This window comes from Mesorhizobium sp. M1329 (assembly GCF_040318035.1).
Taxonomy (GTDB): Bacteria; Pseudomonadota; Alphaproteobacteria; order Rhizobiales; family Rhizobiaceae; genus Mesorhizobium.
Map to the genome: position 1 here is coordinate 328,285 of NZ_JAMYLN010000002.1, position 16,019 is coordinate 344,303.

The 16,019-nt window shown below is 64.0% G+C and carries 18 protein-coding genes; 12 read left to right on the top strand and 6 right to left on the bottom strand.

All coding sequences use genetic code 11. The annotated features are described in order from the left end of the window. The first annotated feature begins 41 nt into the window (after nucleotides 1-41). Entirely contained in the window at nucleotides 42-1,022 is a 981-nt protein-coding gene (locus NKH21_RS03480) for a GlxA family transcriptional regulator (protein WP_352663405.1), read from the top strand. Nucleotides 1,023-1,028: 6 nt separating this feature from the next. On the opposite strand, the gene NKH21_RS03485 is transcribed toward NKH21_RS03480, so the two are convergent. Together NKH21_RS03485 and NKH21_RS03490 are read right to left on the bottom strand one after the other, a co-directional pair. Continuing rightward, nucleotides 1,029-1,238 (bottom strand): hypothetical protein, encoded by a 210-nt coding sequence (locus NKH21_RS03485; protein WP_254815980.1) that lies wholly within the window; start codon nucleotides 1,236-1,238, stop codon nucleotides 1,029-1,031. A 165-nt stretch (nucleotides 1,239-1,403) separates the two neighbouring features. Beyond that, nucleotides 1,404-2,060, bottom strand: a complete 657-nt coding sequence (locus NKH21_RS03490; protein WP_352663403.1) for an O-methyltransferase — start codon at nucleotides 2,058-2,060, stop codon at nucleotides 1,404-1,406. Nucleotides 2,061-2,153: 93 nt separating this feature from the next. Here NKH21_RS03490 and NKH21_RS03495 point away from each other — a divergent pair, with 93 nt between their 5' ends. After that, nucleotides 2,154-2,786 (top strand): TetR/AcrR family transcriptional regulator, encoded by a 633-nt coding sequence (locus NKH21_RS03495; protein ID WP_352863058.1) that lies wholly within the window; start codon nucleotides 2,154-2,156, stop codon nucleotides 2,784-2,786. 130 nt (nucleotides 2,787-2,916) lie between these two features. Here NKH21_RS03495 and xylA read toward each other — a convergent pair whose 3' ends face one another. Then, nucleotides 2,917-4,242, bottom strand: coding sequence for a xylose isomerase (gene xylA / locus NKH21_RS03500; RefSeq protein WP_352863060.1), 1,326 nt, complete (start codon nucleotides 4,240-4,242; stop codon nucleotides 2,917-2,919). 110 nt (nucleotides 4,243-4,352) lie between these two features. On the opposite strand from xylA, the gene NKH21_RS03505 reads away from it, so the two are divergent. Further along, complete coding sequence (locus NKH21_RS03505; protein WP_352863062.1) at nucleotides 4,353-4,715, top strand: nuclear transport factor 2 family protein; 363 nt, start codon at nucleotides 4,353-4,355, stop codon at nucleotides 4,713-4,715. Nucleotides 4,716-4,753: 38 nt separating this feature from the next. Here NKH21_RS03505 and xylB read toward each other — a convergent pair whose 3' ends face one another. From xylB to NKH21_RS03520, 3 genes are all read right to left on the bottom strand, one after another. Then, the gene (gene xylB, locus NKH21_RS03510; RefSeq protein ID WP_352863110.1) at nucleotides 4,754-6,208 is read right to left on the bottom strand and encodes a xylulokinase; all 1,455 of its coding nucleotides are present in this window, start codon (nucleotides 6,206-6,208) and stop codon (nucleotides 4,754-4,756) included. A 182-nt stretch (nucleotides 6,209-6,390) separates the two neighbouring features. Next, entirely contained in the window at nucleotides 6,391-7,716 is a 1,326-nt protein-coding gene (locus NKH21_RS03515; protein WP_352863064.1) for a tetratricopeptide repeat protein, read from the bottom strand. A gap of 9 nt (nucleotides 7,717-7,725) precedes the next feature. Continuing rightward, a complete protein-coding gene (locus tag NKH21_RS03520; RefSeq protein ID WP_352863066.1) occupies nucleotides 7,726-8,349 on the bottom strand; it encodes a LysE family translocator in 624 nt (207 codons plus the stop codon). Nucleotides 8,350-8,537: 188 nt separating this feature from the next. On the opposite strand from NKH21_RS03520, the gene NKH21_RS03525 reads away from it, so the two are divergent. The 9 genes from NKH21_RS03525 to NKH21_RS03565 all read left to right on the top strand — a co-directional run. Continuing rightward, complete coding sequence (locus NKH21_RS03525) at nucleotides 8,538-9,302, top strand: L,D-transpeptidase (protein ID WP_352663391.1); 765 nt, start codon at nucleotides 8,538-8,540, stop codon at nucleotides 9,300-9,302. Nucleotides 9,303-9,398: 96 nt separating this feature from the next. Beyond that, nucleotides 9,399-10,565 carry a diphosphate--fructose-6-phosphate 1-phosphotransferase gene (locus tag NKH21_RS03530; protein ID WP_352863068.1) on the top strand — a complete coding sequence of 389 codons (1,167 nt, stop codon included), beginning with the start codon at nucleotides 9,399-9,401 and terminating at the stop codon, nucleotides 10,563-10,565. Between the two features lie 16 nt (nucleotides 10,566-10,581). Continuing rightward, complete coding sequence (locus tag NKH21_RS03535) at nucleotides 10,582-11,307, top strand: MBL fold metallo-hydrolase (RefSeq protein ID WP_352863070.1); 726 nt, start codon at nucleotides 10,582-10,584, stop codon at nucleotides 11,305-11,307. 362 nt (nucleotides 11,308-11,669) lie between these two features. Then, nucleotides 11,670-13,208, top strand: a complete 1,539-nt coding sequence (locus NKH21_RS03540) for a DegQ family serine endoprotease (RefSeq protein WP_352863072.1) — start codon at nucleotides 11,670-11,672, stop codon at nucleotides 13,206-13,208. A 132-nt stretch (nucleotides 13,209-13,340) separates the two neighbouring features. Further along, nucleotides 13,341-13,952, top strand: a complete 612-nt coding sequence (locus NKH21_RS03545) for a molybdopterin-dependent oxidoreductase (protein ID WP_352863074.1) — start codon at nucleotides 13,341-13,343, stop codon at nucleotides 13,950-13,952. After that, nucleotides 13,949-14,695 carry an FAD-binding oxidoreductase gene (locus tag NKH21_RS03550; RefSeq protein WP_352863076.1) on the top strand — a complete coding sequence of 249 codons (747 nt, stop codon included), beginning with the start codon at nucleotides 13,949-13,951 and terminating at the stop codon, nucleotides 14,693-14,695. The genes NKH21_RS03545 and NKH21_RS03550 overlap by 4 nt, the downstream gene beginning before the upstream one ends. Before the next feature lie 439 nt (nucleotides 14,696-15,134). Continuing rightward, a complete protein-coding gene (locus NKH21_RS03555; protein ID WP_352863078.1) occupies nucleotides 15,135-15,338 on the top strand; it encodes a DUF680 domain-containing protein in 204 nt (67 codons plus the stop codon). 71 nt (nucleotides 15,339-15,409) lie between these two features. Continuing rightward, nucleotides 15,410-15,616, top strand: coding sequence for a DUF680 domain-containing protein (locus NKH21_RS03560; protein WP_352863080.1), 207 nt, complete (start codon nucleotides 15,410-15,412; stop codon nucleotides 15,614-15,616). Nucleotides 15,617-15,739: 123 nt separating this feature from the next. Beyond that, the coding region (locus NKH21_RS03565; RefSeq protein ID WP_352863082.1) for a DUF680 domain-containing protein at nucleotides 15,740-16,019 on the top strand (280 nt) is incomplete at its 3' end.

Below are 16,019 nucleotides of genomic sequence, written 5' to 3' on the forward strand. Positions count from 1 at the left end.
CCTGACTTGCCGGAAACTGTTTTGCGTTTTACGAAGATCGTGTGACGAAAAACGAAAAACCGACGATCTTTCGGGCTGAGCGTTTGCCGCTCAAGGTAACGCTGCTGGTATTCTCCGGCTCGTCGATCATGTGCGTCGCCTCCGCCGTCGATCCGTTGCGCGCCGCCAACCGTATTGCCGGTGAGACGCTGTTCGATTTCAAGCTGGTCTCGGTGACAGGCGAAGCGCCGGTCACCACATGCGGCCTGCCGGTGGCGGTCAGCGGCCGCTTCGATGCGGCTGACGCAACCGACATGCTGGTCGTCGTCGCCGGTTTCGGCACGCAAAACTACGCCACATCGGCCCTGCTGTCCGGACTGCGGCGGGCGGCGCGCACGGCACGTGCCTGCGGCGGCGTCGAGGCGGGTACGTGGCTGGTGGCGCGCGCGGGCTTGCTGGAAGGGCGCAGCGCCACCACCCACTGGGAGGACATGGAGGATTTCTCTTCGGCCTTTCCCGGCGTCGACGTGCGCCCCGACCGCTACGTCATCGATGGCCCGGTGTTCACCACAGGCGGCGCCTCGCCGACCTTCGACCTGATGCTGCATCTGATTCGCACGCGGCTCGGTATGGCCGTCGCGCTCGATGTCGCGAGCGTCTTCATCTACGACCAGGCGCGCGCCGCGACCGACGCGCAGCCGCTGGTCTCACTCGGCCGTCTTGACGGCTACGATCCCAGGCTGGCGCAAGCCATCCGGCTGATGGAAGCGCATGTCGACCAGCCGCTGACCATCACCGCGGTGGCAAAGCGCGCCGGGGTGACGGCACGGACGCTGGAAAGCATCTTTCGCAAGTCGATCGGCGAAACACCCGGCGCTTACTACCTCAGGCTGCGCCTCGGCGCCGCGCGCCGGCTGGTGGTCGATACGCGCATCGCCATGGCGGACATTGCCGGGCGAACGGGGTTTTCGTCCGCCGCGGCATTTTCCAGAGCGTTTTCAAGAGCGTTCGGCGAAGCGCCGGTCAGGCTGCGCCAGAGGTAGGGTGGATCAGGCAGCGTCCTGGCGGTCGCTGTTGCCGTCGATCTGCGAGCGCATCTGTCTCGCAAGATGGGTCTCGAAGCGGCTGGCGACCGCGCGATCCCATTCGTTTGCACTCAGCGCACCTTGCTTCGGGTGCGGCAGCGCCATCAGCCGGTCGATGATCGATCCGGCCTCGCCAGATGAGAGCAGGGCGTCGATTTCGCGTTCGTGCTGCATATCGTTTCGCCTCCTTCTTTCTGTTCCCGCCACGAACCACACTATAGGAGGTTCGTGACGGCTGTTTGAAGGCAAGAGCGAGGCGATTGATGGGCGATGCCGGGCAAAGTTTTGTCCGCCGCCGCGCATCTTGGGCACGATCGTTCCGGCAGGTCAGGCAGTGCTTCAGCCAAGCCGCATCGACAGTTCAACATCCTCGCCGAACGGCGTGGACATGTAGCCACTCCCGGTCGAGCGCACCCGCTCGAGGTATTCGGGGCAAAGATCGGCGTTGTCGGCAACGACGAAGGCGCCCGGCCTGAGGCGGCTTTCAACCAGACTCAAGATCTCGGGATAGAGCGCTTTGGCGCCGTCGAGCAGAAGCAGGTCGACCGTTTCGGGAAGATCGACGCTTAATGTTTGCAGCGCGTCACCTTCGCGGATTTCCACCATGTCAATGAGACCGCCTGCTGTCAGATTACGCCTCGCACGCGCCACCTTGGACGGCTCGAACTCGCTGGTGATCAGGCGGCCGCCGCCATTGTCCCGCAAGGCTGCGGCAAGGTGCAGGGTCGAAATGCCGAACGAGGTTCCAAATTCGACAATCGTCCGTGCGCCGCTGCCTCGTGCCAGCATGTAGAGCAGCGTGCCGGTCTCTCGCGAAACGGGAAGCCAGAGATCCTTTAGCCGCCCATAGAGCTCGACGTATTCGGTCTTGCTTCGAACCAGGCGCATCCGCTCCTCGGCGGAGAGTTCCGCCACTGCAGGGCTCGTTGCCGCAGCGGCTTCCTCGAACAGGCGGTCCAGCAGGGGTGCGAGCGGCTTTGTCGTCAGTGTGGTCATATCGGTCTCCAGTCAAAATTGAATGCGTCCTTGTGCGCCATTCAAAATACGACTAATCATTCGCATTCACTAATCGCATTGGCGCGCCTCTCAATGAGCGATCACCGAAGTCCGCGGATTTCCTCGCGAAAACAGCCCAAGCAGGCCCGCTCGGCAGAGCTCGTCGCTGCGATTTTGCAGGCTGCTGTTCAGGTTTTGGCGAAAGAAGGCGCGCAGCGCTTCACCACGGCGCGGGTGGCCGAGAAGGCCGGTGTCAGTGTCGGATCGCTGTATCAGTATTTTCCGAACAAGGCGGCGATCCTGTTCCGGCTCCAGAGCGACGAATGGCGGCAGACGACTGGTTTGCTGCGCGACATCCTCGAGGATATCAGGAAACCGCCGCTTGACCGGCTGCCCGGCCTGGTCCACGCCTTCCTCCGCTCGGAGTGTGACGAGGCCGCGGTGCGTGTGGCGCTCGACGACGCCGCACCGCTTTATCGCGACGCGCCTGAGGCGCAGGCGGCAAGGGCGTCCGGAGACCGCACCATCCAGCTCTTCATGCAGGAGGCGTTGCCCAACGCCGCACAAGCGACTCGCGAAGTAGCCGGCGACCTAGTCATGACGACGCTGAGCACGGTGGGAAAGCAGTTCTCGGAGGCGCCTCGAACCGCCAAGGAGATTGAAGCCTACGCCGACGCCATGGCCGACATGTTCTGCGCCTACCTGAGAGGCCTCGATCATGACTAAGGCAAATGCCAGGCCCGGTCAGCAAGCAGGGCGAAGTTTCGCACGGGGCAAACCTTGTTGGTTTCAGCCCCGCGGAAAGCCGCCTTTATCCGCGGCCGTTCGAACAATGCGGCCGCGAACCGGGTACGCCTCAGACGTACCGGTTGACGATGTTCTCGAGCAGTTCCTGGCGGCCGGATCGGGGCTGCGGCTCGATCTTCTCCTTGACGACGCGCGCAGCGATTTCCTCAAGCGTGCGCTTGCCGGCAAGCATCGCCTTGGCCTCGGCCGCATCCCAGCCGGCATAGCGCTCGGCGAGCGGGGCGGACAGCGCCTTGTCCTCGACCATGCGCGCTGCCGCCTTGAGGCCGCGAGCGCAGCAGTCCATGCCGCCGATATGGCCGATCAGCAGATCCTGCGGATCGAGCGACTGGCGCCTGAGCTTGGCGTCGAAATTGGTGCCGCCGGTCTTGAAGCCGCCGGCCTGCAGCACCTGGTAGTAGGCGAGAGCCATCTCCGGCACATTGTTGGGGAACTGGTCGGTGTCCCAGCCCGACTGGTAGTCGTTGCGGTTCATGTCGATCGAGCCGAAGATGCCCAACGCATTGGCCAGCGCCAGTTCATGCTCGAACGAATGGCCGGCCAGGATGGCGTGGCCCTGCTCGATGTTGAGCTTGACCTCGTTCTCGAGTCCGAAACGCTTGAGGAAGCCATAGACGGTGGCGACGTCGTAATCGTACTGGTGCTTGGTCGGCTCCTGCGGCTTCGGCTCGATCAGGATGGTGCCTTCGAAGCCGATCCTGTGCTTGTAGTCGACGACCAGGTTGAGGAAACGGCCGGCCTGTTCCTGCTCGCGCCCAAGGTCGGTGTTGAGCAGTGTCTCATAGCCCTCGCGGCCGCCCCACAGCACGTAGTTCTCGCCGTTCAGACGCTTGGTGACGTCGATGCAGTGTTTCACCGTCGCCGCCGAATAGGCAAAGACGTCCGGATCGGGATTGGTGGCGGCGCCCGACATGAAGCGGCGGTTGGAGAACAGGTTCGCCGTGCCCCACAACAGCTTGACGCCGGTCTGTTTCATCTTTCCCGAGAAATAATCGGCGATCTCGTCGAGCCGCGCTGCACTTTCGGAAAAGTCCCGGCCCTCCGGCCGCACATCGGCGTCGTGGAAGCAGAAATAGGGCGCGCCCAGCAGCGAAAACATCTCGAAGGCGACGTCGGCCTTGAGCTTGGCCAGTTCCATCGTGTCGGTACCGCCGGCCTTCGGAAACCACGGCCGCTCAAACGTCTGGCCGCCGAACGGATCGCCGCCCGGCCAGGCAAAGGAATGCCAGTAGGCGACGGCAAAGCGCAGATGGTCTTCCAGCCGCTTGCCGGCGACAATTTCGTCGGGATTGTAGAACCGGTAGGCCAGCGGATTGGTCGAATCCGGTCCCTCATATTTGATCTGTCGGATGTCGCCGAAAAAACCGCTGCTCATGTTCTTTTCCTCTCGCATGGTTCGGCCTGATTACCTCAGGCGTAATTGGTTTCGCGCTGGCGCTGGTCGAAAAGGCTCATGTCAAAGCCACCCAACGAAGGAGACAGACCATGACCGACCTCAACACCATTGCCGAAAACTACATCGCCGCCTGGAACGAGAGCGACGCCGCGCGCAGGAAAGCCTTGCTCAAGACGACCTTCACCGAGGATGTCGGCTACCGCGATCCGATCATGCAGGGCGACGGCCATGACGGCATCGCGGCGCTGATCGACGGCGTGCAGCAGCGCTTTGCCGGCTTCAGGTTCTCGCTGAAAGGCAAGCCGGACGGCTTCGCCGATACTATCCGCTTCTCGTGGAACCTCGGGCCGGACGGCACCGAGTCCGTCATCGAAGGCACAGATATCGGCGTCATCGAAAATGGCCGGCTGAAAAGCATCACCGGCTTTCTCGACAAGGTGCCGGCGCAGTGAGGCCTTCTCGGCGGGCCGCGGCGAGGGCGGGAATCCGCTCACGCCGTGGCGCTCCTGATCGCCGGATAAAGCGCCCGGTAGCGCTGATAAGCATCCTCATAGGCATCGCCGAGGGCGGCGACCGGCTCGACCGTGGTGTCTGTCGCCGGCGCCGTGCACACGGCGCGCGGATCGGCACCGGTCGCCGCGATCAGGCCAAGCCGGGCCGCACCGAAGGCGGCGCCGAAATCGCCGTCGGCGGGAATATCGACTGGCAGGCCAAGCGCGGTGGCGATGGCCTTCAGCCAGTAGCGCGAACGCGAGCCCCCGCCGATCGCCGTCACCCGGGTCAGCGTCGTGCCGGCCTTGGCCAGGGCTTCGAGGCTGTCGCGGAAGGCGAAGGCGACGCCTTCGAGCACGGCCTGGGTCAGCGCCACGCGGCCGGACTCGTGGGCAAGCCCGGTCAAGGCGCCCCGAATGACGGAATCATTGTGAGGCGTCCGTTCGCCCGAGAGATAGGGCAAAAAGGAGACACCGGTCGGAGCCTGCAGCGCATCGCCGAGTTCGGCGGTCAGCTCGCCAGCGCTTTTTCCAGCGATTGCCGACAGCCAGTTGAGCGAATCGGTTGCCGACAGGATGACGCCCATCTGATGCCAGGTGCCGGGCAGTGCATGGCAGAAGGTGTGCACGGCGCTTTCCGGATTGGGCAGATAGGAGGCATTGGCGGCAAAAAGCACGCCCGACGTGCCGAGCGAGACGAAAGCCTGGCCGGCGCCGACCGTGCCCATGCCGCAGGCCGAGGCTGCATTGTCGCCGGCACCGCCGGCGATCGGAATGCCCGCCTGCATGCCCCATTTCGCGGCCAATTCGGCGCGCAAGGCACCGGCCTTTGCCGTGCCTTCGACCAATGACGGCATCTGCCTTTCGTCGAGCGACGTGGCGGCGAGCAGTTCGGCGGACCAGGCTCGTCTGCCGACATCGAGCCACGACGTGCCAGCCGAATCCGACATTTCCGAAATATGCTCGCCGGCGAGCCAGAGCCGCAAAAAGTCCTTCGGCAGCAGGACCTTTGCCACCTTGGCGAAAACAGCCGGCTCGTTGTTTTTCACCCAGGCCAGCTTCGGCGCGGTGAAACCGGGAAAGACGATGTTGCCGGTCAGCTTGCGAAAGCGCGGGTCGGCATCGAGTGCGGCCGCCTCGGCGTGGCTGCGTGTGTCGTTCCACAGAATGCAGGGGCGCAGCACCTGGTCGGCGGCATCGAGCAGGGTGGCGCCATGCATATGGCCGGAAAGGCCGATGCCTTTGACCGCCGCGAGTTCCTTCGCATGCATGGATCTCAGCTCGCCGATCGCCGCTTCACAGGCGCGGATCCAGTCGGCGGGGTTCTGCTCGGACCAGCCGGGATGCGGCCGCGACACGTCGAGCGGCGCATGGCCGGAACCGACGATGCTCTGCCTTGCATCGATCAGCAGCGCCTTGACGCCCGACGTGCCGAGATCGAGGCCGAGATACATGTTTCCTCCCATGTCCGTCATGCCTGGCGGCGACGGTCTTCCTTGCTTCCCCGCCCAGTCCTGCGGCGAAGATATCCCGGCAATCGTGCCGCCGGAAACGCACCCCGGTCAACACGCGAAGATTTTTTCGACACTCGAAAAAATCTTGCCGGGGCAGTTTTTAAGGCAAGATGTGGCCTAGGTCAATTCGCCGCGAGAGCGGTTGCGCGCCGTGAAAACAGTGCCGACAACGGGCTGTCCGGCCGTGCCAGCGCGCGTTCCGCCGCAAGCGCCCTCGCCAGCGCGCCATCACCGGAACGCAAGGCCGCCTCGATCAGCGTCAGGTCGATGACGTCGCGTTGTGCGTGGCTGCCGCCGAAGCGATGGGCGATTGCCCGGATCGGCCGGATCAGGCGTATCGTCTCGGCATGATTGCCCTCGCCGAATGCCTTGATGGCGAGCGTCAGGGGATGGCCGACATCCCGGGTGAAAGCAGCGTTGTCGTCTTCACCCTGCATCGCCTCGCGCTGCGCCTCGAGCAAGCCGCGGGCCGGCGCGTCGAGGCCGGCGCCGACAAACGCCATCATCGCGTGGGCGTCGTTGAAGGCATAATGGCCGGCGCTGGCCTTGGGCAACCAGTTGGCGGCGAGCGCAGTCCAGCGCTCGCCGACATCGACGCCGCCGAGATGCAGCCGCCACAGAATCGCCGAGGCATCGACCATGTTGAGCGCCAGCGTCGAGCGCTCGCCATAGATGGGCCCGTCGTAGAGCGCCAGCACCTCGTCGGTCTCGCCGAGATCATAATGGAACAGCGCCAGATGCCACCAATTGTGCACCTGCAGGAAGCTTTCCCGCGTCCACGCTTCGGGATTGGCGCGCATCCACAGAATGCCGTCCTTTTGCCGGCTCTGCATCTCCATAACATGGGCCACCGCATGCTGGGCCCAGCCGTCGCGCGGCTCGAGATCGACCGCCGTGCGGCCAAGCCTTTCGGCACGCGCGTAGTCGCCCATTTCCTCCAGCCCAAAGGCCTGCATGCCGAGTATGGCGTGGTAGCCCGGCATGCCGCTCTGCCAGGACGGCAGCGCGCGGCCGATGCGGTCGCGCAGCATGCGGGCATTGCCGGTGAAGAAGTCGATCTGGTGGCCGGTCAGCAGCGCCAGCGCATCGAGCGGGAACTCGATGGCGATATCCTCCAGCACGCGGGCGGCCTCGTGCCAGCGTCCCACCGCAAGGTGGCCAAGGGCGGCGACATGCGCCTGCTCGCGCGTCGTCGCGGCAAGCGGCAGCGCTGCCTCGTGACATGCCTTGGCCACCGCCGTCGCTTCGCGCTCTGTGGCGAGGCCAAAGAGATAACCCTTGAACACATGCGCCATGACGAAGCCGGGATCGTCGGCGATTGCCCGGTCAACCGTACCGACCGGATCGCCGATGAAGCACTGCAATTCGCGCACAGCCCGGCTGTAGGACGAGAGCCCGGCCTCCGTCGCGCCGGACAGTGTCAAGCCGAATGCATCGCTGACCGCCATTATCTCTCCTCAGTTGCCCGATCGCATCGCCACCGTCGCGATCCCGGCGCCGACCAGCAGCGTGCCGCCGGTGCGGTTGAAGATGCGGATCGCCTTCGGGTTGCGCACCACGTTGCGCGCTCTTGCCGCGATCAGCGCGTAGCCGAAGGCATTGGCGAAGGCGAGCGTCAGGAAGGTCGTCTCGAAGATCAGCATCTGTGTCCAGAAATCCGCGTATCGGTCGAGAAACTGCGGCAGGAAGGCGACGAAGAAGGTGATGCTTTTCGGATTGAGCGCGGTGACCAGCCAGGCATGCGCCGTCATCTTGGCCGATGACACCGCCTCGGTGCGCGGTTCGGCCCGGAGCGCGCCGCCGGCGCGAAACAGCTTGATGCCGAGATAGATCAGGTAGCCGGCGCCGATCACCTTCAGCACCGTGAATACGGTGGCCGACGCCGCCAGCAGCGCGCCGATGCCCAGCATCGACAGTGTCATCGCGGTGAAGTCGCCGAGCGCCACGCCGACTGCCATCGGCAGCGCGGTGCGCCAGCCCTGGCCGAGCGCATAGGACACCACCAGCAGGATGGTCGGACCCGGAATGACCAGGAGGACTGCCGAGGCGGCGGCAAACGCGGCCCAGTTTTCGAAAGACATTTTCTCCTCCTTGAGCTCAAAGAAGAGGATAAATCCTTGGCCCCGCGAAGATGTAAAGAGGCAAGAATCGAAAAAGCCCCTCGTTAACGCCAGGCGGCCGGCCTTCACGCTTTTTCAACCATGATTGGTGAAAATGCCTGCAATCCGGCCGGACCGTGTTTCCCGCCGATAGCGTAGGGTTTGGGTAAATGCGTGAGTTGCCGCAAGGTCTGTCGCTGCCGCACACCGGCGACGCAATCGAAACCGAAATACAGCTTTCCCGCCGCACGGTGCTGTCCGGCGCCGGTGCGCTGGCGCTGCTCGGCGTCGCCGGCTGCAGCCAGACGCTGGATCTGCCGTCGCTCCAGCTCGACGACGTCACCACCGGCTCGATCCGGCCCGTCCGTCCGAGCATCAGCGTCGACAAGAACATCACCAGCCCCGACGTGATGTACGCTTCGCTTACCGACGGTGGCTTCAACGTGCCGGAAGTGCCCTATCTCAAGGTCAAGCCGGAGTTCCGCCGCCAGATCGTCGTCGATCCGACCGGCGAGCAGCCCGGCACCATCGTCGTCCACTCGCAGGAGCGGCTGCTCTATCTGGTGCAGCCCGGCGGCGAGGCGATCCGTTACGGCGTCGGCATCGGCAAGGACGGATTCCGCTGGTCCGGTCGCGCCAACATCCAGTACGGCAAGGAATGGCCGGTCTGGACCCCACCGCCCGAGATGATCGCCCGCAGGCCGGAGCTGGTGAAATGGCAAGGCGGACAGCCGGGCGGCCTCGACAATCCGCTTGGCGCGCGTGCCCTCTACATCTATCAGAACGGCAGCGACACCGGTTATCGCATCCACGGCTCACCCGAATGGTGGAGCATCGGCCAGGCGATGTCGTCGGGCTGCGTGCGCCTGATCAACCAGGACATCATCGATCTCTACAGCCGCGTCTCCAAGAAAAACCCGGTCGTCGTCGTCTGAACGGCGGCTTCGCTTTCAACGATCACTCTGCCGTTGCGCGATGCCGCAAGACAGGCGAATGTGCCTGCGATTTTCATCGCCCGGGAGACGTAAGCAATGGCCGGAACTTTTGTCATCGCGCAAGGCGGCGGCCCAACCGCCGTCATCAACCAGACCGTGGTGGGCGCTACGCTCGAAATCCGCAAGCGGCATCCCGGCGCCAAGGTCCTTGGTTCCATCCACGGCGTGCGCGGCATTCGTGACGGCAATTACGTCGATCTTTCCGCCATCCCCGAGGACCGCCTGCGGCTGATAGCGGCGACGCCGAGCGCCGCGCTTGGTTCGACGCGCGACAAGCCGGATGCCGCCTATTGCGACCTCATCCTCAACGGCCTGAAGAAAGCCGGCGCCGACGCCTTCATCTATATCGGCGGCAACGACACCTCGGGCACGCAGCAGATCCTCACCGACGCCGCCGGCGGCAAGATCGCCTTCGTGCACGCGCCGAAAACCATCGACAACGATCTCGAGGAGAACGATCACACGCCCGGCTTCATGTCGGCGGCCGAGTTCGTCGCCGGCGCATTCCTTTCGGTCGATCTCGATTTCCGCGCTTTGCCGGGCATCTATGTCGGCATCGTCATGGGGCGGCATGCCGGTTTCCTGACGGCCGCATCCGCGGCATGGCAGCTCGACCAGGACAGCGGCCCGCATCTCGTATACGTGCCGGAGCGGCCGTTCTCGGCGGCAGGTTTCATCGACGACGTGCGTGCCACGCTCGACCGCCACAAGCGCTGCATCGTTGCCGTCTCCGAAGGCGTCAGCACGGCCGACGGCAAGGCGCTGGTCGAAAGCCTGGTGCCGCCGGAAAGGCTGGAGCGCGACCAGCACGGCAACGTCAAGCTGTCGGGCAGCGACCTGCCGGCAGCCTTGGAGCGCGCGCTCGCCGAAGGATTGCCGGGCAAGCGGGCACGCGTCGATGCGCTCGGTTACATGCCGCGCGGCTATGTCGGCGCCATCAGCGCGGTCGACGCGCAGGAGGCCTTCGATGCCGGCGCCTTCGCGGTCACGGTGGCCGACGAGGGCGGCGGTTCGGTGGCACTGCAATATGACGGCAAGAAAACCGTGCTGAAGAAGGTGCCGCTGAAGAACGTCGCCGGCAAGACGCGCCACATGCCGGATGATTTCATGCTGCCCGATGTCAACCGGCTGTCCGATACGGGCATGGCCTATCTGAAGCGGCTGGTCCCGCAAAAGTACAAGATCGGCAAGCCGTTCGTCTGATGCCGGCCTTGATCTGATGGACAGCGGGTTCAGCAAAACCATCGTCGACGCCAAGACGACGATGCTGACCGAGCCCTTCGTGCATGATTTCGTGCGCGCCAACATCTGGCATTTGCGCGGCCGCGACGTCGACCTGCTGGTCGACACCGGCATGGGGATCTGCCCGCTGGCGCCGCAGATCGACACGCCGGCCGGCAGGCCGCTGCTCGTCGTCGCCACGCATATCCATCTCGATCATGTCGGCTCGCTGCACGAGTTTCCGTTGCGGGCAGGGCCGCGCCACAGCGCCGCGCAGTTCGACAGCATGGATGAAGCGGTTACCTACGCCTACATGTTCCATGATCTGGAAGGCGCCGTCTCCAGGCTGCCGGCGGAGGGCTGGAAAGCGGCCGATTACAGGATTCAGCCGGCGCCGCTGACTAGGACCCTGGACGAGGGCGATAGGATCGACCTCGGCGACCGGCAATTCCGCGTCCTGCATCTGCCCGGCCACTCTCCGGATTCGATCGCACTGTTCGACGAGGCAGACGGCCTGTTCTTCGCCGGCGACGCCATCTACGACGCCATGCTGATCGACGACCTGCCGGATTCTGATCGTGCCGCCTATCGCCGCACTATGCAGCGCCTGCTCGACCTGCCGATCCGGATCGGCCATGGCGGCCATGGACCGAGCTTCGACGGCAGGCGGATGCGCGAGATCGCCACCGCCTATCTCAGCCGGACCGACGGGAAAGGCGAATAGGAGGCCTCTGCTGAAGCGGCACAAACCTGAAGCGATTTGTCTTGCGCAGCTATTTTGTTCTTGCTTTGTGCCGGCAGCTATGCTACTAATTTGGGTATGGTGCTGATTCCCCCAACGACCCGCCGCAAGGCGGGTTTTTGTTTTCGGGTTTCGGCGCCAGCCCGGCAAGGCGGCTGCCAGCCGGAAATTAAATCTTCGTAATATTATCTGGAAACCATGATCGGCGCCCTAGATGCGGGGCTGTCGATCCGGTCGGCTGCCGTGACAGGCGAGACAGGCAAGGCCGACGACCGACGCGCGATGAATCGTTCCGGTGACGGAACATTACCGCGCTCCACCAATCTCTCGCCCGGACAACGGCCATGTCACCAATCCAGACCCTTCGCAGACATCGCGTCGCCGCTCTGCTGGGCGCCGCGCTGATCGTCAGCCCCTTCGCCTTGCCTCTCGCTCCCAGGCTGAATGATGTCCTGGCGGCAACAGTGACCCCTCCCGTCACCGGCATGACGGCGCCGAGCGGCTCGTTCGCGCCGGTCGTGGCGGCCGACAAACCGGCGGTGGTGACCATCACGACGGTCATGAAAGCTCAACAGCCGGACACCATGAGCGACGCCTCTCCCTTTGGCGGAACCTCGCCTTTCGACGACTATTTCCGCCATTTCTTCGATGACCAGGGACTGCCCGCCCCCAAGACACCGCCGGAACAGGCGCCGCGCGCAGAGGCCCTCGGTTCAGGCTTCATCGTCGGTGCCGACGGCACCATCGTCACCAACAATCACGTCGTCGACGGCGCCCAGTCGATCAAGGTGACGCTCGACGACGGCACCGAGCTTCCCGCCAAATTGATCGGCCATGACGCCAAGAACGATCTTGCCGTGCTCAAGGTCAAGGCCGGCAAGCCCTTGCCGACCGTCAAATGGGGCGATTCCGACAAGCTCATGCCGGGCGACCAGGTGCTCGCTTTCGGCAATCCTTTCGGCCTTGGCACAACGGTCACGGCCGGCATCGTCTCGGCCCGCGGCCGCGACCTGCACAGCGGGCCGTTTGACGACTTCATCCAGATCGACGCGCCGATCAACCGGGGCAATTCCGGCGGCCCGCTGACGGATGTGAACGGCAATGTCGTCGGCATCAACACGGCGATCTTTTCGCCGAATGGCGGCAGCGTCGGCGTCGGTTTCGCCATCCCCTCGGACCAGGCGCAAAAGGTTGTCGCCAAGCTGATGAAGGGCGGCTCCATCCAGTACGGCTATCTCGGCGTCCAGATCCAGCCGGTGACGCCTGACATGGCGAGCGCCATCGGCCTCGATCACCCCGCCGGCGTGCTGGTCGCGCAGGTCAGCGACGGATCGCCGGCCGCCAAGGCCGGCATCGAAACCGGTGACGTCATCACCAGTTTCGCTGGCCAGGACATAAAGGATCCAAGGGATCTGTCGCGCGCCGTCGCCGAAATTGCGCCCGGGACGAGGGAAACCCTCAATGTCTGGCGCAAGGGGCAAAGCCTGCAGATCTCCGCCGAGGTCGGGCGCAACGAAGACGACATGGCAACGGGATCGGTGACCGGCGATCAGCGTCAGCCGTCGACGGAGCAGGGCCTTCGCGCACCGGCGCTCGGTCTCGGCCTGATGGATGTCACCCCGGATGTGCGGCAGGCAATGAACCTGGCAGGCAACCAGCACGGCGCACTGGTCGAGCGCGTCGACCCGAACAAGGCGGCATCGGCTTCCGGCATCCAGCCCGGCGACATCATCGTCGCCGTCGACCAGCATCCGGTGAGAAGCGCCAGGCAGGCTAACCAGGCGATTGTGCAGGCTGCCAAATCCGGCAGGAAATCGGTGCTGCTGCTTGTCGAGCGTGGCGACGCCCAGATGTTTGTCGCCGTCCCCTTCGCCAGTGGCTGAGACGGGCGCCGCGCTGCCGAGATCGATGTAGAGCTTTGCCGCCAGGCCGAGCCAAGATTTCGGTTGCCCGCGCGCGCGTCTTCGAGAAAACTGACAAAGGTCGATTGGACCTTGCGCAAACGGATATTCTCGATGGTTACCCGAGGCTTCTCTTCCGGACGAAAGCCGCCGACGGATACGGATGCACGTATCCCGCCGGGGCAATATCTCGAGCAAGGTTTCCCGGTCCTGTCGGCAGGCCCGACGCCGCATGTGCGCACCGAGGATTGGTCGTTCACGCTTAAGCACGGGCCGCGGCCGATCAAGAAGTGGAACTGGGCCGAGTTCAACGCGCTGCCCTTGACCAAGATGACGCGCGACATCCATTGCGTCACCGCATGGACCAAGTTCGACACGGCGTGGCAGGGCGTGCTGGTCGACGACATCCTTGCCGACGCCGGCATCGAGCCGCCCACCGCCTTCACGCTGGCGCTGGGTTTCGACGGCTATTCCACCAACGTGCCGACGAAGGATCTCACCGGCGGCAAGGCGATGGTGGCACTGCTTTACGAGGGCAAGCCGATCACCCCCGACCATGGCGGCCCGGCGCGGCTGCTCGTTCCGCATCTCTATTTCTGGAAATCGGCCAAATGGCTGAACGGGCTGCAGTTCACCGAGCGCGACGAGCCGGGTTTCTGGGAATTGCGAGGCTATCATATCTATGGCGACCCGTGGCGCGAGCAGCGCTACACGAACCATCCATGAGCGACGCACCGGCGGCGCAGTCGCCCTGGCAAACGGTCACCATCACCCGCATCCAAAAGCGCACGCCGCGCGTCACCAGCTTTTTCCTGCAGCCGTCGCGGCCTTTCGCCTACCGTGCCGGGCAGCATGTCGATGTCAGGCTGACGGCGCCTGACGGCTATCAGGCGCGCCGCTCCTACTCCATAGCCTCCGCGCCGGAGACCGGCGAGACCATCGAACTGGCGATTGAAAAACTCGAGGACGGCGAGGTCTCGCCGTTCTTTCACGAGATCGCGGCGGTGGGCGACGAGGTCGAGTTGCGCGGGCCGCTCGGCGGCCATTTCGTCTGGTCCGACGGCGACGGCGGACCGCTCCTGCTCGTCGGCGGCGGGTCGGGCGTGGTGCCGCTGATGTCGATGGTCCGTCACCGGGCGATGCGGGGATCGCTGGTCGCGGCCGCCCTGGTGTTTTCGGCGCGGGTCTGGGACGAGGTGATCTTTCGCGACGAGTTGATCGACCTCGCCGAGCGCCGGGATGGCTTCGACCTGGTACTGACGCTGACGCGCGAGCCGGCCCGCCGTCCGGCGGATTATGCGCGGCGGATCGACGCCGCGATGATGGTGCAAGCCATGACCAGGCTGCCCGCGCCACCGAAACTCGCCTTTGTCTGCGGCTCGAACGCATTCGTGACGGCCGCCGCCGAGGCACTGATCGATGCCGGGGGGCCTGCGGCTCTCATCCGCACCGAACGCTACGGGGTCTGACCCGGTTCTGCTTTGCCCGGTCGCTGCCTTCGCCGGCCGGCATAAACGGGCCGAAAACCGGCAGAACGGCGAGGCCGCGTTTGGCGGAAATGGTTAACGATTCGACCAACAACCCCGGCTGCGACTTTTATCGGTTTAAAAGATCGAACCGAACGGTTCGTTTCTGTTGACAATGCGTGCAGGATACTGTGAACGCTGCCTGCCCAAGTCGCTTGCAGCCAGACCGAGGCTATGCGTTATCTGCTTGATTTCACACAGTAAAATGTGGCGAAGGGAATCTCTGGCACAATTTCAAGGTGTAGAAACTTGGTCCACACCAAACAACTTCGTGATTGGAAACTCACTATTGCCTTTCCCACATCGGGGCTGTCCGGACGACGCGAATTCCTCCCAAGACACGCCGCTAGACGGACCGAAACTAAGATACTGGAGTATTAAAATGAAAAAGATCGCTCTTGCCGCCGTCGCCGTTTTGGCCATCACCGGCAGCGCCTTTGCTGGCAGCGACAACTTTGGTTCCAAGGGTGCGAACCAGACTGCCGCTTCGGTCGACAGCTCGTATACGGCTTCCATTCAGAAGCCGGTTCATGCTGACCAGCAGCCTGTCCACGGCGCCGACCGTAACCTCTTCGGCAACAACTAACAGCCGGTCCCAGCATCAGGGCGGCGGGCATATCCGCCGCCCGGGATCTGAAAAAATTCAGGAGTATTAAAATGAAAAAGATCGTTCTTGCTGCCGCCGCCGTTTTGGCCATCACCGGCAGCGCTTTCGCGGCTAGCGACAATTATGGTTCGAACGGCGCGAACCAGCCTGCGCCTTCCGTCGATAGCTCTTACACGGCTTCCGTCAGGACGTCGGACCAGGCTGAAAAGCAGCCGGTCGTCCAGGGCGCCGACCGCAACCTCTTCGGCAACAACTAACAGCCGATCGCGGACCATGATCCCGTAAAGTGGAAGCCGGTTTTCGGCAAAAGATCATGGTCCAATAACAGGATAAGCGGCGGGTGAGCTCGCCGCTTCGATTGAAATCCAGGAGTATCAAAAATGAAAAAGATTGTTCTTGCTGCCGCCGCTCTCTTGATTGCCGCCGGCAGCGCTTATGCCCGCAACGATAATGTTGGCGGGACCGACATCAACAAGCAGGCGACCGTCAACGTCGACAAGACGCAGACGTATTCGGTGCGTGACAGCAACTCGCCGATCTACAAGCTGCTGAATTCGTCTGGCGATGTGCCCAAGTGGGGGCCGCGGGGGGGCGGCGGGGGGGGGGGGGGGTTTAAAAAAAACCACGCCCCCCCCCCCACGAGAAGGGGGGGTTGGGGGT